The organism is Pseudemcibacter aquimaris, assembly GCF_028869115.1.
GTDB lineage: Bacteria > Pseudomonadota > Alphaproteobacteria > Sphingomonadales > Emcibacteraceae > Pseudemcibacter > Pseudemcibacter aquimaris.
In genome coordinates, this window is record NZ_CP079800.1 from 2,652,542 (window position 1) to 2,678,665 (window position 26,124).

Consider the following 26,124-nt stretch of genomic DNA (forward strand, 5'->3'; position numbering starts at 1 on the left):
TTAGCTTTCAAATTTGCTTCTGAATAATCGTTGTACGAAAATGTAAAACATCGGCACAAAGAAAATCGCAAGGAATGTGGCGGCGAACATACCGCCCATCACCGCAACGCCGATTGCATTTTGACTTCCTGATCCGGCACCTGTTGCAAGCGCAAGCGGTGTCACACCAAGCATAAATGCCATCGATGTCATGATAATCGGACGGAAACGCTGACGCGCAGCCAGTGCTGTTGCCTCAAGTATCGACATGCCGTCTTCATACATTTCTTTAGCAAACCCAACAATCAGAATTGCGTTCTTGGACGCAAGCCCCACTGTTGTTAACAATGCCACTTGGAAGTAAACATCATTTGCCATACCGAATACCTTACTGCCAATCACGGCACCAAGCACACCAAGCGGCACAACAAGAAGTACCGCAAATGGCACAGCCCAGCTTTCATAAAGCGCCGCAAGACAAAGGAAAACAACAAGTACCGAAATACCGTAAAGAAGTGGTGCTTGTGACCCAGTCAGACGTTCTTCGTAAGACATGCCGGACCATTCAATACCAAAACCATCAGGTAATGTATCAACGATTTTTTCAATTTCCACCATGGCGACACCGGTACTAATACCCGGTGCAGGTGAACCTTGAATATTCAGTGAACTTGTTCCGTTAAAACGTTCCAGTTTCGATGGGCCAAATTCCCATTCCACCGTTGAAAAGTTATTAAACGGTACCATTTCGCCCATATCGTTTCGCACATACCAATCATAAACATCTTCCGGCATCATGCGGAACTCAGCATCCCCTTGCAGGTACACTTTCTTGATACGACCCTGATCAACAAAATCATTTGCGTAGCTAGAACCCCAGGCGATTTGTAATGTTCTATTAATGTCATTCAGTGAAATACCAAGGGCAGATGCCTTTTCACTATCGATATCGATTTTAAGCTGCGGCACATCATCAAGTCCCAATGGACGCACCCCGAAAAGTAGCGGGTTTTGTGCCGCTGCACCAAGTAATTGGTTCCTTGCCTGCATCAACGCATCATGACCTTGCCCTGCCCGGTCGACGATTTGGAAATCAAATCCTGATGCGTTACCAAGTTCCTGAATTGGGGGTGGATAAAACGCAAAGGCAAAAGCATCTTTAATCTGTGAGAAGGCACCCATGGCTTGCCCGAATATGGAAAAGACAGATTGATCTTCGCGTGTACGCTCATCCCAATCCTTTAATCCGATAAAACCCATACCCGCATTTTGCGCGGCGCCAGCAAAACTGAAACCAACCACCGTAAATAAGTGATCAACATTATGTGCTTGTTGATCAAGGAAGAAATCTTCGATCTGATAGACACTTTCAAGTGTTCTTTCCGCCGTTGCACCGGACGGGGCATTGACCATCATCATCATCATGCCTTGATCTTCATTCGGCAAGAATGATGTTGGTAGCGTGCTAAAGATATAAAGCATACCGGAAATCAAGATCACATAAATGGATGTGAAGCGCGCCGTACGACGTACCATATATGACGTACTTTCCTGATAAAAAGTACGGATGCGGTTAAAATGTGTATTAAACGCACCAAAGAAGCCCGATGTCGATCGGCGTTCACCATGCTTTTCCTGTTTCAGGAAAGTGGCACATAGTGATGGTGAAAGCACAATTGCCACAACCACCGAAAGCGCCATCGCGGATACAATCGTGATTGAGAACTGTTTATAAATCACACCGGCCGAACCGCCAAAAAATGCCATCGGCACAAACACCGCTGAAAGCACGACCGCAATACCAATCAAGGCACTGGTAATTTGATCCATGGATTTTTTCGTGGCTTCTTTCGGGGAAAGATCTTCTTCGCTCATGATCCGTTCGACGTTTTCCACCACAACGATGGCATCATCCACCAACAAACCAATGGCAAGCACCATCGCAAACATGGTTAGTGTGTTGATCGAATATCCAAACATCGAAAGAATGGCAAACGTTCCAAGCAACACAATCGGCACCGCAATCGTCGGGATCATGGTTGCACGAATATTTTGCAAGAACAGGAACATAACAAGGAACACAAGTCCAACGGCTTCGAACAATGTCATGACAACAGATTGAATGGATAATTCAATGAACGGTGTCGTATCAAACGGATAAATTACTTTAACACCTTCCGGTAAAAACTCTGCAAGCTCTTCGACCCTTGCCTTTACACGTTCCGCCGTATCAAGCGCATTGGCACCTGAAGCAAGACTTACAGCCATACCACTTGCCGGGCGGCGTTTATAACGAGCAACCATACCGTATTCTTCAGAACCCAATTCAACACGGGCCACATCACGTAGGCGAACCTGTGATCCATCGGAATTCACACGTAATATAATACGTTCAAATTCTTCGGTTGTTTGTAAACGTGATTGCGCATTAATAACTGCATTTAATTGTTGTCCCTGAACTGCAGGAAGGGCACCGATTTGTCCTGCTGAAAGGTCCGTATTTTGAATTCTAACGGCATTTTGAACATCAAGCGGTGTCAGGTTATAACTAAGCAGTTTTTCAGGGTTTAACCAAATGCGCATCGCGTTCTGGAAACCAAAAACCTGAACGCTGCCGACACCGTTCACACGGGAAAGCTGATCCTGAAATGTGGTAACGATCATGTCACCGATTTCTTGCTGCCCGATATTTTCATCTTCTGAATAAAGTCCGACAACCATCATGAAATTTCGTGTTGCCTTTGCAACCGTAAGACCAAGTGCCTGTACTTCCGATGGCAATTGCGGCACGGCCCCTTGCACCTTATTCTGGGTTTGCACTTGTGCAATATCCGGGTCCGCGTTTGGTTCAAATGTCAATGTAATCGTTGACATCCCGTCCATACTTTGTGACGAGAAATAACGCAGGTTATCAATTCCCACTAGTTTCTGTTCGATCACCTGCGTGACCGAATTTTCAATCGTTTCTGCCGATGCACCGGGATACATCGCCATAATTGAAACCGTTGGCGGCGCCACTTTCGGGTATAATTCAATAGGTAGTCCACGAATAGACAGGACACCCGCAAGCATAATGATAATCGCTATCACCCATGCAAAGACTGGTCGTTCAATAAAAAATCGAGCCATTATATTTTCCTATACCCTTTATTACGATGAAGGTGACCATGGGGATGGCATCACTGTCATTCCCGGTCCGATTTTCTGATACCCTTCAATCACGATTGTGTCACCGGAATTTAGGCCGGATGATACAATCCATTGATCGCCATGCGCACCGCTTACGGTAATCATTTTTGGGCTTACCTGATTATTTGCGTCAATAGTCCATACTGTTAATGTACCGTCCGGGTTTCTGGTGGTTGCGCGTTGCGGCACGAGAAGCGCGTCTTGTTCGCCAAGTTCGATTTTCACACGAACAAACAGCCCCGGCAGCAATAATTGCGATTTATTTGGCATTAGTGCCCGAAGACCTACTGATCCGGTGCTCTCTTCCACAACTACATCAGAAAATTTCAGAACGCCTTGTTCTTCATAACTAACGCCCGCAGCATTATCCAATACCACTTGAACCGGAAGATCGTTACCATTGCTCATTTCGCTTCTTAAACGAAGTGCGTCATTACCCGGTTGGCTGATGTCGATATATATCGGGTCAAGCTGGGTAATTTGTGTCAGGCTGTCGCTTTGGTTTGTTGTCACAAGCGCACCTTCCGTCACCATTGTGCGGCCAATACGTCCGGAAATCGGCGCATATACTTTCGTGTAGTTCAAGTTTACTTGTGCAACTTCGATGTTTGCTTTTGCCACTGCAATATTTGCTGTAGCGCGGTCAAGTTCCGCTTTTACATCATCATAAGCTTGTCCACTGACCGCATTTGTTTTGATCAGCTCTTTAAATCTTGCTTCTTTTGCTGTAGCGGCTCTTAAGTTTGCTTCTGCGCTCACTAGATCAGCATTCGCGCTGGCAAGGGCCGCACGGTATGGCGTATCATCAATTTGGTAAAGCGCCTGACCGCGTTCAACAGCCGCCCCTTCTTCAAAAAGGCGCTCGGTAATGATACCTTCAACTTGCGGTCTGATTTCCGCTTGCCTAAAGGCAGCGACACGACCTGGAAGAATTTCTTCACGGTTGATGGTTTCAGTATTAATTTGTAATACAGAAACGGCCGGTGGCGGCATTTGCCCCATACCCATTGGCATTCCACCGCCTGGTGCAGCCGCATTATTTTTCATAAAATACCAACCTAAACCCGCAATGATGATAACGGAAATGGCAATGATTTGATTTTTTCTGGACACGGGTTTTTCCCTTATTCATTATTAGGATTAACTGATCAATATAGCACTTATTAATATCCCGAACAACAAAAGTAAATCAGTGATCACACTATTCACATAAATGTGACATTCCGGCTATTGGCTTTTAAATTTATTGTCTTATGTAATTAAGATGACTAACGTAAAATCATAAATAATTTTCAATATTATTAAGGAATAACATGGCTGATAAAACAAGCGTCACAATTTCTGAATCCGGTGCCGGGAAATTCACCAATAAAATCGTAACAAGCTCAGGACATGTATTGATTGCCGATGAACCCACTGAACTCGGCGGCGATGATCTTGGCCCAAATCCATATGATTATCTTTTATCCGCCCTTGGTGCCTGTAAATCCATGACCATGCGCATGTATGCGGCGCATAAGGGATTTAAGCTGGAACATGTTGATGTGACATTAAATCATTATCGGATCCATGCAAAAGATTGCGAGAAATGCGAAACCACAAAGGGCCTCGTGGATATTATCGATACAGAGATCAGCATTTCCGGTGATCTGACAGACGATGAAAGAAGGCGCATTTTTGCCATTGCCGAAAAATGCCCGGTTCAACGTACAATTATGAATGAAGTGGTGATTAATTCTAATCTAGTTTAAAGAATTTTTCCGCGTTTCCACCAAGTATTGCTGATTTCTGCGTATCATCCAAATCAGGATGGTTGCGCACCAATGCGCCCATATCAATTTCACCAAGCGGGAACGGATAATCAGTTCCGAACATGACCCGTTCTGTGCCACTGCATTTTACCAACAAATCAAGGGCGTCATCACTGAACACTGCGCTATCCACATAAAAACGGTCACAATAACTGGACGGCAAATTCGGGCAGTCTTTCCTGACGATATCACGTTCGCGCCATGCATTATCAACACGTCCCATAAGATAAGCAAAACTGCCACCGCCATGAGCAAAACATAGTTTCAAGCTTTTTGGCAATCTTTCAAAAGCGCCAGATAGTATCAGCGACAGAATTGAAAGCTGCGTTTCCGCAGGCATCGCCACCAACCATTGCAGCATATATTTTGGCATTCGTTCCGGTGCCATCATATCCCAAGGGTGGATCAATACAGGCGCGCCAATATCAGCACAATGATGAAGAAACGTGATCAATCCTTCGTCATCAAGGTTTTTATCACCAACATGATTGCCAATTTGTACCCCGATATGACCACTTTCCATCGCGCGACTGACTTCCGCGCAAGCAAGATCAATATCCTGTAGAGGAACCTGACACATGGCTTTTAACCGGGCACTATCATATGAACACATTTCAAGGGCAGCATCATTCATGAAGCGCGCACATTCCAGCGATTGTTTCGCCGGTTTTGCATAGGCAAAAAGAATTGGTGTCGCGCACATAATCTGAACATCTACGCCATATTTATCCATTTCTTCAATACGGCGGGATGCGGACCAACAGGCATCATAAATGGGCCTAAAATCTTTTCCTTTAAAGGTAATCATTCCTTTTTCATCAGAAACTTTTCGAAACCCCGGCCATTCGCCCGAGCCAAAGCGCGTTTCCATATCCGCAATGTTATCCGGATAAAAATGTGAATGAATGTCTATTACTCTGGTGGATGCAGTCATGATTAAAGCTTAACCCATCCTTCCGGCGGTTTTCCTTTTCCAGGGTGTAATTCACCGCAATTTTTACAGGTACGTGCCTTTATATCATCATGATAATCCTGATAGACCTTTGGCAGTGCTGTTACGATCATGCTTGGGTCAACTAATGACACTTCAACACGGTGTACTTTTTCACCGCAATTAAAACAGTACCATTCGAACCCTTCCATCATTCCTTCGTATCTTGGGGCTTCGATCACAAGGCCGATTGATCCTTCTTGTGGGCGTTGCGGCGCATGAATTGTATGGGGTGGCAATAAAAACACCTCGCCTTCGCGAATTGGCACATCATAAATTTCACCATTTTCCGCGATTTTTAGCATCATGTCGCCTTTGACCTGATAAAACCATTCTTCAACCGGATCATCATGAAAATCAACACGGGTGTTGGGGCCACCAACCACCATAACGATCATACCTGATGTTTCATCATGCAGCATTTTGTTGGCCACTGGTGGCTTTAACAGATGCTCATTCTCATCAATCCATTTTTGAAAATTAAATGGTTTTAATTTTGGATGTACTGGCATGTTTATCCCTTCTTATAGGCAACGGCCTTAATTTCGATTAACAGATGCGGATGCGGTAATTCACTTACGGCAATCGTGGTTCTGGACGGGCCTGTTTCAGCATTAAAATATTCGCCGTAAACCTGATTATATCCTGCGAAATCATCCATACTGATTAGATAAGTACTGATTTCCACCAAATCCGACAATTCTGCGCCCGCGGCTTTTAATGTGCTTTCAATATTTTTGATAACACCGTGTGTTTGTGCCTTGATATCCAATGTAACATTGCCATCAGCATCAATTTCAACGCCCTCATGGCTGTTATCTTCGCGTCTTGAACTGGTGCCGGAAACAAAAATAAAATCGCCAGCCCGTTTATAATGGGGATAGGCACCAAGGGGCTTTGCTTTACCGTCAATTATTTTTCCGCTCATGGCTTAGTTCCTAATGTTTCATGCAAATAGTTAAGGGTTCCGAATAAAATTCAAGGCTATGAATACCACCCTCTCGACCAATACCCGATAATTTTACGCCGCCAAATGGGGTGCGCAAATCACGCAAAAACCAGTCATTCACCCAACATATTCCTACTTCCATCTGCCTCGCGACACGTTCGGCCTTTTCCAAATCTGTTGTCCAGATTGCAGCGGCTAAACCATAATCAGTGTCGTTTGCTTTATGGATTACTTCGTCTTCATGATCAAAGGGCATAATATGACAAACAGGGCCAAATATTTCTTCATTCATGCATCTGGCGTCATCTGATAACCCCGTCCATATGGTTGGGTTGATAAAGGCACCCTGATCACGGTCATCACCGAAATGCGGCACTTCACCACCGGTGACCACATTCGCCCCTTCTTCAATCGCTAGCTTAAAATACGAAAGCACCTTTTCACGGTGTCCCACAGAAATAAGTGGCCCCATGTCGGCGTTATCCTCTGGTCTACCGATTTTTAAAGCTTCTGCCTTTTCTTTAAGCGCCGATACAAATTCATCAAAAATTTCACGTTCTACATATACACGTTCCGAACAAAGGCATACTTGACCGCAATTGGCAAATGCCGACCTGATGGTTCCAGAAACGGCCTTATCAAAATCCGCATCTTTAAAAACAATGGCTGCATTTTTACCCCCAAGTTCAAATGATACGGGCTTTAATCCATCCGCCGCATTTTTCATGATGGCGGTACCGGTTTTGCTTTCACCGGTGAATGTGACCGCATCAACATGTGGATGCGTAACCATAAATTCCCCTGCTGATCCCGGGCCAAATCCATGCACAAGATTAAACACACCTTTTGGCATACCAACCGCATCCATTACTTCTGCAAGCAATGTTGCTGTTCCCGGCGTTTCTTCGGATGGCTTAACAATCACCGCATTTCCAGCGGCGAGCGCAGGCGCCACTTTCCATGTCATCAATAGAAGCGGTAAATTCCACGGCGAAATAACCGCAACCACACCAATTGGCTTACTCAAAATTTTATTGGTCGCGCCCAATCCATCGGGTGTATCCATTTGCCAGCTTTTCTCACCTTGTTCACGAGCAAGGTTTGCAAAAAATCTAAAATTAGCACCGCCACGGGGAATATCGATATTTTTAACCTGCGCATGCGCCTTTCCAGTATCAGCGATTTCAGCAGCGACAAAATCATCAAAACGTCGCTCAATCTCTGCCGCAACGCGGTCAAGCATATCACAGCGTTCGGCGACACTCATTTTGCCCCATTTTCCATTCATGGCATTTTTGGCTGCAAGAACCGCCTGATCCACCAGTGATTTATCCGCTTCTGAAACCCTTGCGACCAATGATCCGTCAATGGGGCTGATATCATCAAAATAATTACCATTATCGACAAATACGCCGTCGATATAGTTTTTATATATTGGTGAATTGGACAATAGAGGCTCCGAAAAATTGTTTGGTTTATTGAATAATACAGATTAAACATATAAACTAATAATAACAATATGAACCTTAATTATAATAATTTGAATATAACGTTATGACCGCTGCGCAATTAGAACATCATCTTTTATACAGGTTGAAATTTAGACAATTACGGCTGCTTGTTGCCGTGGATCACCATAGAAATATCTTAAAAGCATCCAAAGAATTAAATATTGCGCAACCGGCCGCGACCAAGAGCATTCGTGAACTTGAAGATATAATGAATGTGCCTTTATTCGAAAGATCTTCCCGTGGTGTTACACCAACACTTTACGGCGAAGTGGCCATCAAGCACGCCAAATTTATGCTAAGTCAGGTCAAACAAATCAGCGAAGAAATTACATCGATTTCACAAGGGATCACCGGACACATTAATGTAGGCACTTTACTGGCCGCGTCACCGACCCTGATCCCACAGAGCGTTTTAAAATTAAAAGAAGAACGTCCCAACATCACCGTCACCATAATCGAAGGCACCAATGATAAATTGATGCCTGCCTTACGCACAGGTGATATTGATGTGGTCGTGGGAAGACTTCCGGAATTTCGTGAACGTGAGGGTTTAAAACAAGATATTATTTATGATGAACCCATATCCATCGTTTCAAGAAAAGATCACCCATTAGCGGATCATAAAAACATTTCATTTTCCGATTTAAAAGAATATGACTGGATTTTACCGCCGCCATCCACATCATTAAGACGCCAGATTGAAAGCGAATTTAGAAATGCCGGACTTGAACCACCGCTCCAATCCATTGAATCCATTTCTATTCTAACCAATTTCACATTGCTGGCTGAAACGGATATGATTGCTGCGATGCCAAATCACGTGGTGGAAAATAATAACGATCTGATAAAATTACCAATCACATTTGATGCTGCAACCAGCGCTGTTGGTATCAGTTACCGTTCGGATTATACCCCCTCAACCGCAGTTAATTATTTCATTGAAACCTTAAAACAGGTTGCCAATGAAATAAGCGATATTTAACCGAATTTTGGCAATAACCCTGCTGCGGCAGCAATGAAGCAAATGGCCAGAAACGCTGTATAAACAAGGATCACATTAATCAGTTTATCGCTACCAGCTCTGAAATCTTTATTTTCAAATTTCTTGCGACTTGCCCGTACACAAAGCGCGGGCATAAGCGTTGCCATAACCATTCCAAACAGGCCAACCAAGCCAATGGCATAAAGAAAACCATTTGGGAAAAATACACCACCAATTGTCGGCGGAATAAATGTAATCGCCGCCGTTTTTAATCGGCCCATGCCATCATCACTGAATTTAAATTTGTCCGCAATAAAATCAAATAACCCCAGTGACACGCCAAGGAAACTTGATACAACAGCCATATTGGCAAAGGCGTTTACAAGCGCAGAAAGATTTGCGCTTTCAGCAACATTATTAAGCGCACCAACAATATCGCCAATATTTCCACCGCTTGCGATGATCGGTTTAAATTCTTCGCGGCCGATATTACCTTGTGTCACCATTAACCAAAGCGCATAAACAACCATTGAAAACAGTGATCCGTAAAGTACGCTTTTTCTGATTAAATCAGGCTTTTTACCGTAATATTTCATCACGCTCGGGATAGCTGCGTGATAACCATATGACGCCAGAAAATAAGGTAGGGCTGCGAAAATAAATGGAATATATTCCGCTTTATTATCAAGCAAAACAGGCAATTGAATTCGTGTAGTAAATTCACCCATCGAAAGCAAAAATGTAATCGACATACCGCCAACAATAATCGCATTTATGCGCCCTACCATTGCGGTACTTAACCAAACAATAAAGGCAAGCCCAAACGCGAACGTCAGACCTGCAACAACCGGTGGCAAGTTTAACCCAATCGATGCTTCAAGCGTATGACTTACGATTGAACCACCCCCACTGATATAGGCATAGGTAAGCACATATAAAACAAAGGCAAACGTGATGCCGTTAAACAAATTCCATTTGGGGCCGAGAGTATCTTTTACAAAAGTATCATAACTGGAACCACGCGGATAATTGAGGTTGGTTTCCACCACCATAAGGCCGGATTGATACAATAAATACCAACTAACCACCAAGGCTATTATAGACCATGTGAACCACATTCCTGACGTAATAATCGGAAGAGAGAACATCCCCGCACCAACAGTAGCACCCGCAATAATTGCGGTGCCCACAAGGACGGATGGATTTTTATCTTCTGACATATATTTTTCTCCCTCTTCGCTCCCGATCTCTCAGGAAATTTTTCTCTAATACCCCAACAATTTCAACAACTTAATAATAATTACAACATCATTTCTTCAATAAGAATAATGTTTTACATGTAATGTTTGTTTTATGTTTCTGGATACGATATATGTTTCGAGTAAACATGAAAAGAATTTAATTTTTAATAACTGGATTATAAACATGACAGACAAAAATTGGGATAACATCGACCAGGCGACAATGGCCGTTTGGGCTGGTGAAGAAAAAACATTTTTGGAGGGCTGCGCACAAGTTCCGATCGTGAACAGTGTTTCATATAGCCACGATGATGTTGATGAATGGTTTGAAGTTGCGACCGGTAAACGCGAAGGCCACATTTACAGCCGTAACACCAACCCGACCGTTGATGTTTTTGAAGAAAAAATGCGCGTCCTTGAGGGCGCGGAAGCCGCGACAAGTTTTTCAACTGGAATGGCTGCGATCAGCAACGCCTTATTCACATTTTTATCACCAGGACAACGCGTAGTATCAACAAAAGATACGTATGGCGGCACCAGCGTTGTATTCTTAGAACATCTACCGCGTTTTGGTGTTGATGTTAGTCTTGTTGAAACAACCGACATGGACGCGATCGAAGCAGAAGTTGATAAAGGCTGTGATCTACTTTATCTGGAAACACCAACAAACCCGACGATGAAGGTTCTTGATCTAAAACGTTTGATTGCCTACGGGAAAGAGAGAGGCGCGATTGTTATTGTTGATAACACATTTGCCACACCGATTAACCAAAACCCGCTTGCACTTGGTGCTGATCTTGTGGTGCACAGTGCGACAAAATTCCTTGGTGGTCATTCTGATGCGATGGGCGGCATTCTTTGTGGTAAAGAAGACCTGATTAAAAAAGCATATTCTTTCCGTGAAATTAATGGTGCATCACTTGACGCCAATTCAGCATATTTGCTTCTTCGTGGTCTTAAAACATTAAAACTACGCGTTAAACAGCAAAACGAAAATGCGCTTGCACTTGCCAAATATCTTGAAGGTCACGATAAGGTGGAAAAAGTTTTCTATCCAGGTCTTGAAAATGATCCGGGTCATGAAATCGCAAAAGGTCAAATGCGTGGGTTTACAGGTATGCTTAGTTTCTCGCTTAAGGGCGGGTTTGATAGCGTTCGTAAGTTTCTGCCATCTGTTAAATATGCGCACCGCGCAGCGCACCTTGGTGGTGTTGAAACAATTCTTGGGCCACCCCGTACAGCAAGCCATGTTGAACTAACAGAAGAGCAACGCGCTGCACTCGGCATTCCGGAAAGTCTGATCCGTTGTTCAGTAGGCATCGAAGATATTGATGACATCATTGCCGATTTCGAACAAGCAATGAAGTCGCTTTAAAAAGCGTTTAGACAAATAAAAAGGAGAGCGTGGCGTGGTTCGCGCTCTCCCGTTTTTCAGACAATAACAGGCTAACCAACCACGTCCCTGTCTGAATAGCTTATTATACCATAAAATAAGCCATTTTTCAATTTCGCCGCTTATGGTTTCCAATTCTCTTTTAAAATCAATAGCCCTGAATTAACCATGTTTTTCGGCGGCTGACGCAGAGTAAAAACGACTCCGATTTATCTTAGGAAATTTAAGCTGAGTTTGCATCTAACATTGATCTCAGCATATTTTGCCGTTTCGGCATGTTCTGCATAGGCAATTATTGTTTATCTATAAATACTTCCCAGCATTTTCCACATTTTCAAGTGGCATATTTCTTGCATTATTTTCCTGCAAACATATTGGGAAGAAAAAATGATCATTATACCAGATAAAACATATCCAGCGAACGCCATTGGTGCAACGTCATTACAAGGCAACCAAACTTCAAATCAAGAAACGCAGGCTCACAATAACAGAGCTGCGCGCATTGTTGAAGATAAGGTCGAAATATCATCCGAAGCGCTGGATGCATATGAAGCTAGCCTTAAAGCGCGAAATGAAGCACAGAATGCCTTAACCGAAAAAATCATGTCAAAAGGGTTTCTTGACTGGGCAGAAGAGGTAAATAGAGAAAAGCTAGAAGCAGAGGTTAGAGCACAAGTTCTTAGTTCAATGGGATATAGCGAAGAGGATTACGCAACATTAGAAGCCGAAGTCCAGCAACGCATCGAGCAAATCATTAAAGAAAAAATAGAAGAGAAAATAGAAGAAGAACTTGCCAAAAAACTGAAGGAGTCAAATCCTGAAAATGATCAGTTTGCGAATATCAGTTTTAGGAAATAATAATGCATACTATTGCGCGCGAAATTAATTAAGGTAATATGCATCCTTAAAGTAAATTAAGACTACAGGCACTATTTTGACATTAACCGCACTCGATCCCACTGATCTTAAAATTCTATCTGTACTGCAGAACGAAGGCAGGATCAGCAAAACCGATCTTGCGGAACGTGTGAACCTTTCCCCATCCCCATGTTGGGTACGTCTTCAACGGTTAGAAGATGAAGGATACATCACGAGCTATAGCGCCAATATCGTTCTTGATAAGCTTTTTTCATTTTCGACCGTGATGGTTGAAGTCAGCCTAAAAAGCCATACAAAGAATGATTTTATTCGTTTCGAAGAAGCAGTTCAATCAATGGACCATGTGGTGGATTGTTACGCAACGGGCGGGGGCATTGATTACATCCTGCGCATCGTCGCAAAAGATATTGATCTATACCAAAAGCTAATTGATGAAATGCTGGACGCTGATATCGGAATTGATCGTTATTTTACCTATATCGTCACCAAAACCGTTAAATCATCAAATCAAATTAAAATAAACGCATTACTGGATAATTAAGAAAAAGCGGGATCAAACCTGATCCCGCTTACTAAATTATACTTATCCACACACTTCACTGATTGCTTCTTGCATAGCAGCAACAACAATATCGATTTCAGCGGCGCTAATGCATAATGGTGGGGCAAAACCAAGAATATCACCTTGTGGCATGGCCCGCGTAATAACACCACGCTTACACAAACTACGAAGTTATTGGCTTTCAAGAAAAAATGTTATAGTAATTGAAAGTTCTGATTGGGGAGATTTCTAACATTTTTTTAGTTCAAAGTTTCCCTCCATTTTCTGGAGATTAAATTGAAGATTACTGCCTATTTATTAATATTATTCTGTTCTGTAATAGCTTCTTCAAATTCGTATGCATTAAGTTGCAATATAACTTATGATAAAGAATTAATTGATGATTATGACGTAATTTTTAAAGGATATGCGACATCATCAAGAGTTGTATACTATGAATCTGCTAATGAAACAGATCCTATAACTATACAAAAGAGCATTACAACTTTTGTAATTGATAAATTATATAAAGGAAAGAACTCTCAAGAAATCAATATACTCCATTCATCCAATACAAGTTTCTGGGGTAAAAATTTTGTAAAAAACGAACCCATGCTTATATTTGCAAAAAATGACAATATACCAAACCAAGTGCAACTAGGTTTATGCGATCCTAATTTTGAAGTTCATCAAATTCCTCAACGAATAACTGATCTACTTTTAGACTTTATAGAGCAAAAAAAATCTAACGTAATTTCAAAATAAAAATTGAGTTTTAAATTAAATAAACCTAAACGCGTTCGATCACCATGGCGATGCCTTGGCCGACGCCGATGCACATTGTGCAGAGGGCGTATTTGCCGCCAGTGCGTTCAAGTTGATTGACCGCGGTTGTTACAAGGCGAACACCGCTCATACCCAGTGGGTGACCGAATGCGATTGCGCCGCCTTGCGGGTTAATGCGCGGATCATCATCAGCAATACCGAGTGTACGTGTACAAGCAAGAACCTGTGCGGCGAATGCCTCGTTAAGCTCAAGAATATCCATGTCATCAAGGGATAAGCCAAGACGTGCCAGCAATTTTTGTGATGCTGGAACTGGGCCAATACCCATTGTACGCGGTGCAACACCAGCAACAGCAGAACCCAGAATACGGGCACGTGGCGTTAAACCGTGTTTGCTTGCGGCTTCTTCGGTGGCGATCAATGTCGCTGCGGCACCGTCGTTAATTCCAGATGCGTTACCGGCTGTGATTGTGCCCCCTTCAAAAATTGTGCGAAGGCTCGCCATTTTTTCAAGGTTTGATTGACGTGGATGCTCATCGCGGTCCACGATAATCGGATCTTTACGTCGTTGCGGTACCGTAACAGAACAAATTTCATCTGCTGTGTAACCCGCTTCAATTGCGGCGGCTGCTTTATTCTGGCTCCAGAAAGAGAACTTGTCCTGATCTTCGCGGCTGATGTTATGTTCTTCCGCAAGATTTTCTGCCGTTTTTGGCATCACATCTGTGCCATACATCTTATCAAGTTTCTTATTGATAAAACGCCAGCCCATTGTCGTATCTTCTAACTTATGTGCGCGGCCATATGGCCCTTCTGATTTACCCATAACGAATGGGGCGCGTGACATGCTTTCCACGCCACCCGCAATCATCAGATCACCTTCACCGACCGCGATGGCGTTGGCGGCAATACCAATGGCATTAAGACCAGAACCACAAAGGCGGTTTACGGTTGTTGCAGCAACTTCCTGCGGTAGCCCTGCAAGAAGTGTTGCCATACGGCCAACGTTACGGTTGTCTTCGCCTGCCTGATTGGCACAGCCATAAATCGCATCATCAACCGCTGCCCAGTCAACGTCTTTATTTCTTTCCATTAGCGCCGTTAACGGAATTGCCGCAAGATCATCTGCACGTACAGGGGCAAGACCACCACCATAACGACCAACGGGTGTACGGATTGCATCACAAATAAAGACGTTTTTCATTTTACTTTTTACCTTTAAAACTGGTTTTTCATTTTATTGAAGCTGCGCTCGACGGCTTCTGCAAATTTGTCGATTTCCGCATTGGTCAGTGCTGTTGAAAGCAGACCAGAACATGTGTTCACCATGATGAAACCTTCATCAAACAGGTGATTGTTCAGTGTGCTGATCAGGGCACTTTCCTCTTTGGTAACAAATGCTTTACGGTATGTGTTTGGCACTTCCGGCTTCATGTGAATACGGAATACGGAACCACGGCCCGTTACACAACATGGAACGTCAGCGTTTTTAATCGCTTCACGAACAGACTGGCGTGCATATTCAGTTACACCGTTAAGACGGTCAACCGCTTCACGATCAAACAGTTCCATGGCAACACGGCCCGCTGTCATTGTAATCGGGTTTGCTGAAAATGTACCGGAATGCGGGAATAGTACATTATCCGCATGCGGGTTCATCACATCCATTACATCCGCACGACCAGCAAAGGCACCAACAGGGAAACCACCACCGATCATTTTACCCATCGCAGTAAGGTCAGGCTTAATATTCGGATACCATTCCTGCGCACCGCCATAATTTGAACGGAAGGTAATAACCTCGTCACAAACAAGTAGCGCTTCATTACGACGTGTCCAGTCGTAAATTGCCTGAACGAAATCTTCTTCAGCAGGTAAGAAACCAACACGGTGCGGCATCAAGTCAAGAAGAACACAAGCAATGTTGTCTGCTTCTTCGTCAAGGATTTTAATGGCGCGCTCTGGATCATTAAACGGAATAACCACAACGTCATCAAGGGCCGCTTGCGGTGTTCCGTGTGCAACAGGAACACTTGTCGGACGGTCTTCATCACCCCAGTTGGAAGGGTTTGCCGTTTGACTTACTTCCGCATAGTCATAAAGACCGTGGTATGCACCCTCAACCTTTGCAATTTTTGGACGGCCCGTAAAAGCACGTGATGCTTTAAGACATCCCATTACGGCCTCGGTTCCGGAGTTAACAAAACGAACCTTTTCAAAACTATCTGAACGGTTAACCAGATGCTCAGCATAAAGAACCTCTGCTTCTGTACCAAGTGTGAATGCCGTACCTTTCGCAAGCTGTGCGCTTACTTCTTCAACGATTTTCGGGTGAGAATGACCGTGAATGTGCGATGCCATATTATTGGCAAAATCGATGCGGGTTACGCCTTCGATATCGGTTACGAAACAGCCTTCTGCATGGTCCACATATAATGGATGTGGTTTACGCAGGATTGTGTTACGGCTGCAACCACCAGGCATTACCTTTAGGCCGCGTTCATATAATTCAGAGCTTTTTGACATTATTTTTTCCTTTTAAGCCTTGATAAGCTTTGCACCTGTGCGTTCCTGCACATAATCAAAATCAACACCCGGAGCCAGTTCAACAAGTTTGAACCCTTCTGGTGTTACATCAATAACCGCAAGATCGGAATAGATGCGTTTTACAACGCCAACACCAGTAAGCGGGAATGTGCAATTTTCAACCAATTTCGGATAACCTTTTTTGGTTACATGTTGGGTAATCACGTTGATTGTTTTTACGCCAGCAACAAGATCCATTGCGCCGCCCACAGCCGGGATCGCATCTGGATTACCAGTTGACCAGTTCGCAAGATCGCCATTTTCCGCAACCTGCATCGCGCCAAGCACACAAATATCAATGTGGCTGCCACGGATCATAGAAAAACTATCCGCATGGTGGAAATATGATGCACCCGGGATTGCTGTTACAAGCTTTTTACCAGCATTGATCAGTTCCGGATCCTCGTCACCTTCTGCTGGGGCATCGCCCATACCAAGAAGTCCATTTTCCGTATGATAAATTACTTCGCGGCCCTCAGGGATATAACGGACAACCTTTTCAGGAATACCGATACCGAGGTTTACATATGCACCATCAGGAATATCCTGCGCTGCGCGTTCCGCCATTTGTTCACGGTCCCAACCGATTACTTCTTCAGTCATGGGTAACTCTCCCCTGCTGCAACAAGTGCTGATTCATGAACAGGATCAGCAACAGTAACAATACGATTTACAAAAATACCTGGTGTTACAACCACTTCAGGATCAATTGCGCCTGCTTCAACATATTCTTTTGTTTGAACAATTGTTGTGCTTGCGGCCATTGCCATGATCGGTGCAAAATTACGGGCCGTTTTATTGTAAATCAGGTTGCCGTGACGGTCTGCCTTTAATGATTTGATCAGTGCGAAATCAGCCGTTAAGCCCATTTCCATCACATAATCACGACCATTGAAATTACGAACTTCTTTACCTTCGGCAAGTGGTGTACCCACGGATGTTGCCGTAAAGAATGCCGGAACACCTGCACCACCAGCACGGATACGCTCGGCGAGTGTGCCTTGTGGCACTAGCTCAAGTTCAATTTTACCTGCTGTATAAAGTTCAGGAAAAACGAATGAGTTCGCAGATTTCGGGAAAGAGCAGATCATCTTTGCAACGCGCTTATTTTCGATAAGCGCTGCAAGGCCAACGTGACCGGAACCTGTGTTATTATTAACCACAGTAAGGTCTTTTGCGCCCTGATCGATGAGAGCATGAATAAGTTCGATAGGGCTGCCTGCCTCACCGAACCCGCCGATCATAACGGTGGCACCATCTTTGATGTCTGCCACCGCTTCATGAACGGAATCTATTTGTTTATTGATCATAAACGATAGTCCTTATGATGAATAGGATTAAGCTTTAATGCTGAATAGACCTGCTTCATCACTAATTACGCGATCTTTATAATCATCGAACCAGATCGCATCTGGGTTACGACCAACAATCGCAACTTGACCTTTCTTCGGTGCATCTTCAGCAGAACGAAGAAGCTTGAAGATCACAACGCCGTTTTCAGCGTGCGGAACACCAGGGATAGGCTCGTTTGTTACTGCAACAACTTCTGTCTTACCGTAATAGTGAGTGATTGAAAGACGAGCATGCGCCTCAACACCAGAAAGACCACGTTGTGAAGTATTAAGAATGTTCCATGCCTCTTCGATTGGAACGTTAAACGCTTTATGGCCAACAATGTCACGACCACAGAAGAAGTAATGGTTTTCAACTTTCGCACGGCGAAGTTCACGTTGCATGATACGCTTCGCATCAGGGTCATCACTGATGTTTTTGATGATTGGTGCTTGGTTATCAAGTGTTACGAAACCACGTTTGCCGAATTCTTTAACGGCACGGCCTGTGCTCTCAACCCACTTAAGACCACCGCCTTCAACAGGGATGTAGTTGCCGTCTTCGTCTTTATCTAGGAACTCATCAGGATGGTTGAAGTGGATCATGAAACGTAGACGTGTTTCAGGATAAGCTTCATGGAAATCATCCATCATTTGGAAGAAGCTGTCATCAAAACGGTCTGGGAAGAACGCAAGTTCCTTAGTACCAAGACGGATGCTTTCGATACCTGCTTCTGAAAGTGCTGCCCACCATGATGCGATACCTTTGTTCGCAAGAACCATTGGGTCACCACCAGACATAAGAATTTCACGTAGACGCTCACGACCTGTTTCAGGGTGACGGCCACCGTTTTCATCAACGATTTTGTTGTGCTCTTTGATGTACTCAACAAGCTCAGGAATTTGTGCAAGACCTTTAGCTTGGATTGAACCATCTTCGCGAACGATTTCTTTTTTCGCGATTAGTTCTTCACGGTAACAGAAACGACAGTGTGCTGAACATGTACCCGCAACATAAATAAGACCTAATTCATATTTATGGATAAGACCTTCAACTGGGCTGTAGCTCATTTGCTTACCAGGATCTTCTGAACCGGCAAGGTCAAATGTTTCAGCAGGTGATGCTTTAACAAGTGTACGTACTGATGGGCTTACGCGTGCACGCTCGAAATAATGACGTGTCATTTTAACTGGCATACGTGCTTCGATGTCACGGTTTGTGCCTTTAAGTGCTGCGATTTCAGCAAGCTCTTCTTCAGTATAGAAATCCTTCATATCATCATCGACTTTACCGTCCATGAATTTTTGAAGACCTGTTACGATTTGACGGTCATATTTAGCATTCTGAACTTTTGACAGAAAATCTGCTTCTTTCTCAGTTGGGATATGCTTCTTTCTAACTTTTGCTTGTACGTTCATAATAATGCCCTCCACGGCTGTTTAGACGAATTGAAATGCAACTTTTATGACTAAAACTCATTTCAACATATTGCTCAAAATTAAAATTTGCCGTAAATTACAAAAATATCTGGATATGGACAAGCCAAAGTTGGTCACATATTCATGAGTTTTTGTAATGAAAGAGAAAAATGCTCGGCCAAAGAAGATTAATACCAAGTACCAGTATGCTGATGGCATTTGAGGCATCCGCAAGAAACGGCAGCTTTACCCTTGCTGCACAGGAATTAAACCTGACACAAGGTGCAATTAGCAGACAAGTAAACGCGCTTGAAGAACAGCTGGGTGTATCCCTTTTCAAAAGGGTCAAAAAATCAATTATCCTGACGGATGTTGGAAAAATTTATGCCGATGAAATCGCTGGAGCCCTTAGAACGATTCGTAATGCGTCTCTTAACGCAGTGAGTGACACCAAGGGCCAGACATTAAACGTCGCTATATTACCCACGTTCGGCATGCGTTGGTTGATGCCGAAATTTCCTGACTTTCTTTCAAAGAACCCACAAATCACAGTGAATTTCACCAGTAAATTATCACCGTTTGATTTTAACAGCGAAGATCTTCATTGCGCCATTCACTTTGGCCATCCCGATTGGGCCGGTACGGAAGGCACCTTTTTAATGAGCGAACAAGCCGTCCCCGTTGCTGCGCCATCATTCATTGGCGACCATACCGTTCGTGATGCAGAAGAAATACTGGACATGCCGCTTTTACATATTGAAACAAGGCCAGCCGCATGGGACGAATGGTTTAAGCAAAATGACCTTAAACCACCAAAAGACAAAGGCATGGTGCTTGAACAATTTTCAATGGTTACACAAGCCGCCGTCGCGGGTCTTGGTGTCGCGCTCCTTCCTCATTTTTTGATCAATACGGAACTTGACCGCGGGGAGCTTGAGATTTTGATGGATAATCCGCTTGAAAACAGCGCTGGGTATTACCTGATCACCCCAAGCAGCCATTCCAACTATGCGCCGGTTAAGGCGCTAAAAAGTTGGTTGTTGGAACAGACTGAGACCTAAGTAATTAATTGAGGGATATCTTCATCCACGAGAAGTGTTACATCGGCGAATGTATAAACGTTTGCACCGGCCTCTTCACCGACATAAAACCAACCTTCACCGACAGAGAACACTTCATCACCGCTGTCGCCTTCGATGATTAATTCATTATAACCATCGGTAATGTCGATGACGTCATCAACGGTTAGTTCCACAGAGATTTCATCTTCGAAGTTACCAAGGTCAATGACCTCAATATCAACGGCATCGATAAGGGATAAATCAAGAAAGAAGGGGATAAAGGGGTCTTCGGCAAAGAATTGAAGCGTGTCAAATCCACTACCGCCATCAAAATAATCTTCCAGATCGGAAAATTCATCTTCGTAAACTTCGAAGGTGTCATCGCCACCTTCACCGTATAGATAATCAATATCCAATCCGCCAGACATTAAATCATTGCCGGATCCACCATAAAGATCATCATCACCGGAACCACCATATATCCAATCGTTACCACTGCCGCCATCAAGATGATCATCGCCCGAGCCACCATAAATGTCATCAAAACCGCTTTCGCCGTAAATATCATCGAAACCATGATGACCATGGATCAAGTCATCACCGCCGCCACCATATATGATGTCATCGCCAGAACCAGTATCGATAATATCGTCACCCCCATAAGAAAATACCACTAGATCCCGGCCGGTATATTCTTGTTCCAAGATATGATCGGCATCATCATATGCTTCGTATGTATCGCTGGACGCATAAAAATAGCTGCTTGGGCCATAATCTTCATAAACATATTCTGTTACGATAACGGTATCTGCGCCATAGTGATAATGGCCGGAATTACATCCGCTTATTAATATTGCTGAGATACCAAGACCGAAGAGTTTCGGTTTCTTAAAGAATTTCACATTTTCTAAAGCACGTTTTTTCATACTTTACTCCACACCACAGGTTGACCCCTCACCGCGTGCGTGAAAATAAAGTTACATGATTATTGATGAACGGTTGCTGAATATGCCCTTCAGGAAACAGTCAGGTACCGGTCAGAATTAACGCTCTCTAAATGCATTTTCCTGCAATTTAAGAACCGGACTCATCAGATAGCGCATAATCGACTTTTTACCATTTAGGATATCAACTTCTGCGACCATACCAGGTAAGATTGGCAAGTTTCCTTCGTCTGATGGCAGGCTGTTTTCCTGTGTACGTACTTGAATGACATAAACATATTGTTCCTGATCATTCAGAATCGCATCAGCACTGATGTTTTCCACATTCCCTTCAAGTGCGCCGTAACGGGCAAAATCATATGCCGTTAATTTAACACGTGCATCCTGCCCCGGACGTAAAAATGCAATATCCTGCGGCAATACTTCTGCCTCAACCAATAGCGTGTCATCAAGTGGCACCAATTCAACTATCGGCATACCGCTATCAACAACGCCGCCGATGGTTGTGACGAGCACCTGATTAATCACACCGTCTGTCGGTGCAATAACGTCCGTTCTGTTTACACGGTCCGATAACGCCGGAAGGCTATCAACAAGTTGGTTACGGCTTGTTTCCGCCTCATTCAGTTCCGTTAGTACACCAGCACGGAATTTTTGACGTTCGGCTTCGATTTGAAGATTTGTTTCTTCAACGGATTTCTTGGCTTTCTCAATCCCAAGCTCTGCAATTCTGCTATCACCGGCCGCTTCCGTTTTGCGCTGTTCCGCACGGATCAGTTCCATTTGCGGTTCAATACCACGCTCAACCAGCGGCTTTAACAGTTCAACTTCTGCGTCCGCTAACTCACTAGCTGATCTGGCACTGACGAGACTTACTTCTGCTTCGATTTGTTCCTGTTCAATTTGACGAAGACGTGCAGTAAGACTGTTAATCGATGCATCAAATTCCGCCTTACGGGCATTAAATAGATTGATTTCACGACTGACCAGATATTCATGCTCATTTAAAAGCGTTTCATCAAATACCGGTTCTTCGAAATTACTTTCTGCACGAAGACGGGTGATCATCGCCTCTAATGATAGATACTCTTCTTCATTACGATTAAATTCAGCATCAAACTGGGTACGGTCAAGCTTAACGAGAATATCGCCTTCTTTTACCTCGTCCCCTTGGCGCACAAGAATTTCTTTTACGATACCGCCTTCAAGGTTTTGGATTACCTGTATTTGCTTACTTGGCACAATACGGCCCGATGCACGTGTTACTTCGTCCAGTTCAGACAGGCTTGCCCATAAAATAAACAATGTGAAAAAGCCAAAAATACAAAGCAATAATGCATTGGCCGCCAGTTTTGGTGTTAATTCAGGAATATTTTTTAACATTTGGGTTACCCCTTCTTCATCATATCAGGTGCGTTTTTCGCGCCCTTAGGGGTTAGCATTTTAATGACGTCATCTTTTGGCCCGTTGGCAACAACCTTGCCCTGTTCCACAACAATGATACGGTCCACAAGTTCAAGAAGCGACGGACGGTGCGTTACAATAAGTAATGTGCTGTCTTTTAATTCTTCTTTTAATCTATAGATAAGCTTATGCTCGGATGCCGTATCCATAGAACTGGTCGGTTCATCCATCATGATCATCGGCGCCTTACGAACGAGCGCACGACAAATGGCAAGCGCTTGTTTTTGGCCGCCCGATAATCCTTCACCACGGTCCCGAAGGTGAAGATCATAACCATTTGGAATACTGCCAAGGAAATCCTGAACACCACTGATTTCAGCAGCTTTTAGAATATCTTCATCGCTCACTTCCGGATGGCCCATTGTGATATTTTCTTTAACCGTTCCGGAAAATAGGAATACATCCTGTAAAACCATGGCCATATTTTTACGAACGTCATCCGGCACGATCTGACGTATGTCTGTATCATCAATCATGATGGCACCGTCATCCGGTTCATAAAGCCCCGCAGCAAGTCTTAAAACTGTGCTTTTACCAGAACCAATTTTACCAAGAATACCGACCTTCTCACCCGGCTCCACTTTAAAGGATAAATTATCAAGCACACGGGTCGGCTGATCAGGGTATTTAAAGTTCACATTTTTAAATTCAATTTTACCCTTCATTTTATCACGGCGGATGAAATCACGACCAGTGACATCTTCGTTTGGTTCTGCCATCAAATTATCAAGTGCACCATAAGCCGTTTTCGCATGGTTATAACGCGTAAGCAGGTTCGCAAGCTGACCAAGCGGCGCAAGACAGCGACCGGAAATAATCACACAGGCAATCAACGCACCCATGGAAAGCTCCCCTTCCATGATCATAAAGAAACCAACCGCAACAATACCGATTTGTGATATTTGCTGTGCGGATGCTGCGCTATTAATGGCAACTTGACTGAACATACGTGATTTAACACCCACGTTTGAATGCTGGTCCACCGCCTTTTCCCAGCGGTCATGGAAAAGTTTATCAGACCCAAGACTTTTTAATGTTTCAAGCCCCGACACCATTTCAACAAGTGTGCTTTGTTTACTATGACCTTGCTGCATTCCTTCTTTTGAAAAGCGGCTAAGGAATGGTTGAATGAATACACCAACAAAAAGTACGAACGGCACCGCAAGTGCCGGCACCCAAGCAACCGGACCACCAATCATTGCAATAACACCAATGAACAACACAATAAACGGAATATCCACCACTGTCGCAATTGATGCGGACGTACAAAAATCACGAAGACTTTCAAATTCACGAACCGTGTTCACAAGACCGCCCGTCGATCCTTTTTGTGACGCCAGTTTTAATTTCATGATACGGTCGAAAATGCGCTTCGCAACCGTAAGGTCCACCTTTTGACCTGCGCTATCAATGAAATAGGCACGTAAGAATTTCAAAAGAAAATCAAACCCGATCAGAATGATCATACCGATACAAAGTGCCACCAGACTTTCAATAGCATTGTTCGGAATAACACGGTCATAAACCGTCATGATAAAAACGGAACTACCTAATGAAAAAATATTAATCATTACCGCAGCAAGAATAATCTGGCCATAGGTCCACCAGTTCTGATGAAACGCACCCCAGAACCAATGTTCCTTATCCAAAATAGCTGATTGTGGACTAAACTCGCTCATTACTCGCCTCTCTGTAATATAATATTCAGTGCCGGAAGCAATGTACCCATACTATCAAGCAGCCTGTATTTTGACAAATCATGCTCGATCATGCCGCTTAAATGTTGTTCACGGGCATTGTGATGTTCTTTTTCCGCCTCTAACAATGAAAACAGACTGCCGCCAGTAACCTCGAATTGTTCTCTTGTTTGATCACGGTTAATGCCGCTTGCCTGCATTGCTTTTTCAAGCGAAACAACCTGTCTTTGCTGACTTTGCATACTTTGGAAAGAAACTTTAATACCGCGGTTTACTTCGCGACCAATTTGATCTTCCGCATGACGTGATCTTTCATAATTCTTTTGTGATCTGGCAATGCGCGCTGTATTGGCACCACCAGTATAAAGATCATAATTCAAAATCAACCGACCCGATACGTCATAATCCGGCGTCCAGCGTTCCACATCATATTTCGTCGCGGCGAGTTCCAATGACACATATGGAAGTCTTTCTTTCTTAACCGCATTGACGTCTTCCTTGGATGCCATCGTTCTTGAAGATGCCATCGTAAGAAGCGGACTATTCATAAAACCCATTTCAAGAGCTTCATTTTCCGTCGCAGGAAGGTTTAAGGCAAATTCCGGACGGTCCAAATTGGCCGGGGAAAAATTATAAACTTCTTCGTAATGGCTAGTGGCTTCTTCCAAGTCCATATCAGCACGCGATGCCTGCGTTTCAGCAAGGGCAAGACGCGATTCCATTAATGTAACGTCCTGGTTGGCACCACGACCACTTTCAAAACGCTGATTAACCATATCAAGTATTTCACGGTGACGCGCCACATTCTGCTGATGAAAATCTTTACGCATACGTTGGAACAGAACCTGATAATGCGCCTCTACCGCAGCAAGTGCCACTGCCGATGCTTCTAATGAATATTCTTCGTGTGCCGCTGTGAATGCATGACGGGCACTGGAAATACGGCTAAAAGTGCTGCCCCCATCATATAATAATTGCCTACCGACGAGCGCAACATTCGCCGCAGTATCCCGAAGGCTACGTTGGGTTATGTTATCAAAACGATCTTCAAAATTATCAAAAATCCTGTGACGGCCCGACACATCAAGACCAATTGTTGGGTATAATGCAGAACGAGCTTCGTCCTCGCGAAATTTCTGTTCATCACGTACGGCGAGTGCCGCAGACGTACGTGGATGCTCGCTTACAGCAAGTTGAATATTTTCTTTAAATGTTTGTGAATATGCAGGTACGCCAACAAAATTACTACTTTCCTGCGCCTTCACCGCGATTGGTGCTGATAATGCCATGCTTAACGCAAGAACACCAATTCCCCAATTTATCTTTGTCATATTTTTATCTTTAATCAATGATTCTCTACCGCGTAACTA

General features: G+C 43.8%; 23 protein-coding genes and 1 pseudogene. 7 read left to right on the top strand and 17 right to left on the bottom strand.

The genetic code is table 11. The features are described 5' to 3' along the window. Complete coding sequence (locus KW060_RS12500; protein ID WP_249035721.1) at positions 1 to 3,108, bottom strand: efflux RND transporter permease subunit; 3,108 nt, start codon at positions 3,106 to 3,108, stop codon at positions 1 to 3. 21 nt (positions 3,109 to 3,129) lie between these two features. Then, positions 3,130 to 4,281, bottom strand: a complete 1,152-nt coding sequence (locus tag KW060_RS12505; RefSeq protein ID WP_249035722.1) for an efflux RND transporter periplasmic adaptor subunit — start codon at positions 4,279 to 4,281, stop codon at positions 3,130 to 3,132. A 200-nt stretch (positions 4,282 to 4,481) separates the two neighbouring features. On the opposite strand from KW060_RS12505, the gene KW060_RS12510 reads away from it, so the two are divergent. Beyond that, entirely contained in the window at positions 4,482 to 4,919 is a 438-nt protein-coding gene (locus tag KW060_RS12510; RefSeq protein ID WP_249035723.1) for an OsmC family protein, read from the top strand. Here KW060_RS12510 and KW060_RS12515 read toward each other — a convergent pair. Genes KW060_RS12515 through KW060_RS12530 form a run of 4 tightly spaced genes read right to left on the bottom strand, consistent with a single transcriptional unit; the run spans position 4,906 to position 8,369 of the window. Further along, positions 4,906 to 5,913 (bottom strand): amidohydrolase family protein, encoded by a 1,008-nt coding sequence (locus KW060_RS12515; RefSeq protein ID WP_249035724.1) that lies wholly within the window; start codon positions 5,911 to 5,913, stop codon positions 4,906 to 4,908. The genes KW060_RS12510 and KW060_RS12515 overlap by 14 nt on opposite strands. Before the next feature lie 2 nt (positions 5,914 to 5,915). Continuing rightward, on the bottom strand, positions 5,916 to 6,482 hold the full coding sequence (locus tag KW060_RS12520) for a 3-hydroxyanthranilate 3,4-dioxygenase (protein ID WP_249035725.1): 567 nt from the start codon (positions 6,480 to 6,482) through the stop codon (positions 5,916 to 5,918). Between the two features lie 2 nt (positions 6,483 to 6,484). Then, positions 6,485 to 6,898, bottom strand: a complete 414-nt coding sequence (locus KW060_RS12525) for a RidA family protein (protein ID WP_249035726.1) — start codon at positions 6,896 to 6,898, stop codon at positions 6,485 to 6,487. A 10-nt stretch (positions 6,899 to 6,908) separates the two neighbouring features. Beyond that, positions 6,909 to 8,369 (bottom strand): 2-hydroxymuconic semialdehyde dehydrogenase, encoded by a 1,461-nt coding sequence (locus tag KW060_RS12530; RefSeq protein ID WP_249035727.1) that lies wholly within the window; start codon positions 8,367 to 8,369, stop codon positions 6,909 to 6,911. 104 nt (positions 8,370 to 8,473) lie between these two features. On the opposite strand from KW060_RS12530, the gene KW060_RS12535 reads away from it, so the two are divergent. Next, positions 8,474 to 9,412 carry a LysR substrate-binding domain-containing protein gene (locus tag KW060_RS12535; protein ID WP_249035728.1) on the top strand — a complete coding sequence of 313 codons (939 nt, stop codon included), beginning with the start codon at positions 8,474 to 8,476 and terminating at the stop codon, positions 9,410 to 9,412. Here KW060_RS12535 and KW060_RS12540 read toward each other — a convergent pair. After that, entirely contained in the window at positions 9,409 to 10,632 is a 1,224-nt protein-coding gene (locus tag KW060_RS12540) for an aromatic amino acid transporter (protein ID WP_249035729.1), read from the bottom strand. The genes KW060_RS12535 and KW060_RS12540 overlap by 4 nt on opposite strands. Positions 10,633 to 10,837: 205 nt before the next feature. Here KW060_RS12540 and KW060_RS12545 point away from each other — a divergent pair, with 205 nt between their 5' ends. The 3 genes from KW060_RS12545 to KW060_RS12555 all read left to right on the top strand — a co-directional run bounded on the left by KW060_RS12545 (position 10,838) and on the right by KW060_RS12555 (position 13,466). Further along, positions 10,838 to 12,028: a cystathionine gamma-synthase family protein gene (locus KW060_RS12545; RefSeq protein ID WP_249035730.1), complete on the top strand. Its 1,191-nt coding sequence runs from the start codon at positions 10,838 to 10,840 to the stop codon at positions 12,026 to 12,028. A gap of 405 nt (positions 12,029 to 12,433) precedes the next feature. Then, a complete protein-coding gene (locus KW060_RS12550; RefSeq protein ID WP_249035731.1) occupies positions 12,434 to 12,904 on the top strand; it encodes a hypothetical protein in 471 nt (156 codons plus the stop codon). 76 nt (positions 12,905 to 12,980) lie between these two features. Beyond that, complete coding sequence (locus KW060_RS12555) at positions 12,981 to 13,466, top strand: Lrp/AsnC family transcriptional regulator (protein WP_249035732.1); 486 nt, start codon at positions 12,981 to 12,983, stop codon at positions 13,464 to 13,466. Positions 13,467 to 13,508: 42 nt separating this feature from the next. Here the strand turns inward: KW060_RS12555 and KW060_RS15975 are convergent. Further along, positions 13,509 to 13,652 (bottom strand): annotated as a pseudogene (locus KW060_RS15975) (aspartate aminotransferase family protein); the annotation flags it as partial. A 111-nt stretch (positions 13,653 to 13,763) separates the two neighbouring features. Between KW060_RS15975 and KW060_RS12560 the strand changes: the two are divergent. After that, positions 13,764 to 14,231: a hypothetical protein gene (locus tag KW060_RS12560; RefSeq protein WP_249035733.1), complete on the top strand. Its 468-nt coding sequence runs from the start codon at positions 13,764 to 13,766 to the stop codon at positions 14,229 to 14,231. Between the two features lie 25 nt (positions 14,232 to 14,256). Here KW060_RS12560 and pcaF read toward each other — a convergent pair whose 3' ends face one another. The 5 genes from pcaF to KW060_RS12585 are packed head-to-tail and all read right to left on the bottom strand — an operon-like array spanning position 14,257 to position 19,588. Further along, entirely contained in the window at positions 14,257 to 15,456 is a 1,200-nt protein-coding gene (gene pcaF / locus KW060_RS12565) for a 3-oxoadipyl-CoA thiolase (RefSeq protein WP_249035734.1), read from the bottom strand. 14 nt (positions 15,457 to 15,470) lie between these two features. Then, positions 15,471 to 16,778, bottom strand: a complete 1,308-nt coding sequence (locus KW060_RS12570; protein ID WP_249035735.1) for an aspartate aminotransferase family protein — start codon at positions 16,776 to 16,778, stop codon at positions 15,471 to 15,473. Positions 16,779 to 16,790: 12 nt separating this feature from the next. Continuing rightward, entirely contained in the window at positions 16,791 to 17,441 is a 651-nt protein-coding gene (locus tag KW060_RS12575; protein ID WP_249035736.1) for a 3-oxoacid CoA-transferase subunit B, read from the bottom strand. Beyond that, on the bottom strand, positions 17,438 to 18,148 hold the full coding sequence (locus KW060_RS12580; RefSeq protein ID WP_249035737.1) for a 3-oxoacid CoA-transferase subunit A: 711 nt from the start codon (positions 18,146 to 18,148) through the stop codon (positions 17,438 to 17,440). The genes KW060_RS12575 and KW060_RS12580 overlap by 4 nt, the downstream gene beginning before the upstream one ends. A gap of 27 nt (positions 18,149 to 18,175) precedes the next feature. Continuing rightward, entirely contained in the window at positions 18,176 to 19,588 is a 1,413-nt protein-coding gene (locus KW060_RS12585; RefSeq protein WP_249035738.1) for a hypothetical protein, read from the bottom strand. Between the two features lie 170 nt (positions 19,589 to 19,758). On the opposite strand from KW060_RS12585, the gene KW060_RS12590 reads away from it, so the two are divergent. Then, positions 19,759 to 20,649: a LysR family transcriptional regulator gene (locus tag KW060_RS12590; RefSeq protein ID WP_249035739.1), complete on the top strand. Its 891-nt coding sequence runs from the start codon at positions 19,759 to 19,761 to the stop codon at positions 20,647 to 20,649. On the opposite strand, the gene KW060_RS12595 is transcribed toward KW060_RS12590, so the two are convergent. The 4 genes from KW060_RS12595 to KW060_RS12610 all read right to left on the bottom strand — a co-directional run bounded on the left by KW060_RS12595 (position 20,646) and on the right by KW060_RS12610 (position 26,085). Further along, the gene (locus tag KW060_RS12595; RefSeq protein WP_249035740.1) at positions 20,646 to 21,575 is read right to left on the bottom strand and encodes a calcium-binding protein; all 930 of its coding nucleotides are present in this window, start codon (positions 21,573 to 21,575) and stop codon (positions 20,646 to 20,648) included. The genes KW060_RS12590 and KW060_RS12595 overlap by 4 nt on opposite strands. 117 nt (positions 21,576 to 21,692) lie before the next feature. Further along, on the bottom strand, positions 21,693 to 22,976 hold the full coding sequence (locus KW060_RS12600) for an HlyD family type I secretion periplasmic adaptor subunit (RefSeq protein WP_249035741.1): 1,284 nt from the start codon (positions 22,974 to 22,976) through the stop codon (positions 21,693 to 21,695). A 5-nt stretch (positions 22,977 to 22,981) separates the two neighbouring features. Beyond that, complete coding sequence (locus KW060_RS12605) at positions 22,982 to 24,736, bottom strand: type I secretion system permease/ATPase (protein WP_249035742.1); 1,755 nt, start codon at positions 24,734 to 24,736, stop codon at positions 22,982 to 22,984. Continuing rightward, positions 24,736 to 26,085 carry a TolC family protein gene (locus tag KW060_RS12610; protein ID WP_249035743.1) on the bottom strand — a complete coding sequence of 450 codons (1,350 nt, stop codon included), beginning with the start codon at positions 26,083 to 26,085 and terminating at the stop codon, positions 24,736 to 24,738. The genes KW060_RS12605 and KW060_RS12610 overlap by 1 nt, the downstream gene beginning before the upstream one ends. Positions 26,086 to 26,124 lie beyond the last annotated feature (39 nt).

Excerpts from the sequence above, each read along its gene's own strand:
- KW060_RS12545 (WP_249035730.1), top strand. The coding sequence starts at position 10,838 with ATGACAGACAAAAATTGGGATAACATCGACCAGGCGACAATGGCCGTT.
- KW060_RS12535 (WP_249035728.1), top strand. The coding sequence starts at position 8,474 with ATGACCGCTGCGCAATTAGAACATCATCTTTTATACAGGTTGAAATTT.
- KW060_RS12520 (WP_249035725.1), bottom strand. The coding sequence starts at position 6,482 with ATGCCAGTACATCCAAAATTAAAACCATTTAATTTTCAAAAATGGATT.
- KW060_RS12550 (WP_249035731.1), top strand. The coding sequence starts at position 12,434 with ATGATCATTATACCAGATAAAACATATCCAGCGAACGCCATTGGTGCA.
- KW060_RS12575 (WP_249035736.1), bottom strand. The coding sequence starts at position 17,441 with ATGACTGAAGAAGTAATCGGTTGGGACCGTGAACAAATGGCGGAACGC.
- KW060_RS12515 (WP_249035724.1), bottom strand. The coding sequence starts at position 5,913 with ATGACTGCATCCACCAGAGTAATAGACATTCATTCACATTTTTATCCG.
- KW060_RS12570 (WP_249035735.1), bottom strand. The coding sequence starts at position 16,778 with ATGTCAAAAAGCTCTGAATTATATGAACGCGGCCTAAAGGTAATGCCT.
- KW060_RS12610 (WP_249035743.1), bottom strand. The coding sequence starts at position 26,085 with ATGACAAAGATAAATTGGGGAATTGGTGTTCTTGCGTTAAGCATGGCA.
- pcaF (WP_249035734.1), bottom strand. The coding sequence starts at position 15,456 with ATGAAAAACGTCTTTATTTGTGATGCAATCCGTACACCCGTTGGTCGT.
- KW060_RS12600 (WP_249035741.1), bottom strand. The coding sequence starts at position 22,976 with ATGTTAAAAAATATTCCTGAATTAACACCAAAACTGGCGGCCAATGCA.
- KW060_RS12525 (WP_249035726.1), bottom strand. The coding sequence starts at position 6,898 with ATGAGCGGAAAAATAATTGACGGTAAAGCAAAGCCCCTTGGTGCCTAT.
- KW060_RS12540 (WP_249035729.1), bottom strand. The coding sequence starts at position 10,632 with ATGTCAGAAGATAAAAATCCATCCGTCCTTGTGGGCACCGCAATTATT.
- KW060_RS12590 (WP_249035739.1), top strand. The coding sequence starts at position 19,759 with ATGCTCGGCCAAAGAAGATTAATACCAAGTACCAGTATGCTGATGGCA.
- KW060_RS12605 (WP_249035742.1), bottom strand. The coding sequence starts at position 24,736 with ATGAGCGAGTTTAGTCCACAATCAGCTATTTTGGATAAGGAACATTGG.
- KW060_RS12585 (WP_249035738.1), bottom strand. The coding sequence starts at position 19,588 with ATGAACGTACAAGCAAAAGTTAGAAAGAAGCATATCCCAACTGAGAAA.
- KW060_RS12510 (WP_249035723.1), top strand. The coding sequence starts at position 4,482 with ATGGCTGATAAAACAAGCGTCACAATTTCTGAATCCGGTGCCGGGAAA.
- KW060_RS12500 (WP_249035721.1), bottom strand. The coding sequence starts at position 3,108 with ATGGCTCGATTTTTTATTGAACGACCAGTCTTTGCATGGGTGATAGCG.
- KW060_RS12595 (WP_249035740.1), bottom strand. The coding sequence starts at position 21,575 with ATGAAAAAACGTGCTTTAGAAAATGTGAAATTCTTTAAGAAACCGAAA.
- KW060_RS12580 (WP_249035737.1), bottom strand. The coding sequence starts at position 18,148 with ATGATCAATAAACAAATAGATTCCGTTCATGAAGCGGTGGCAGACATC.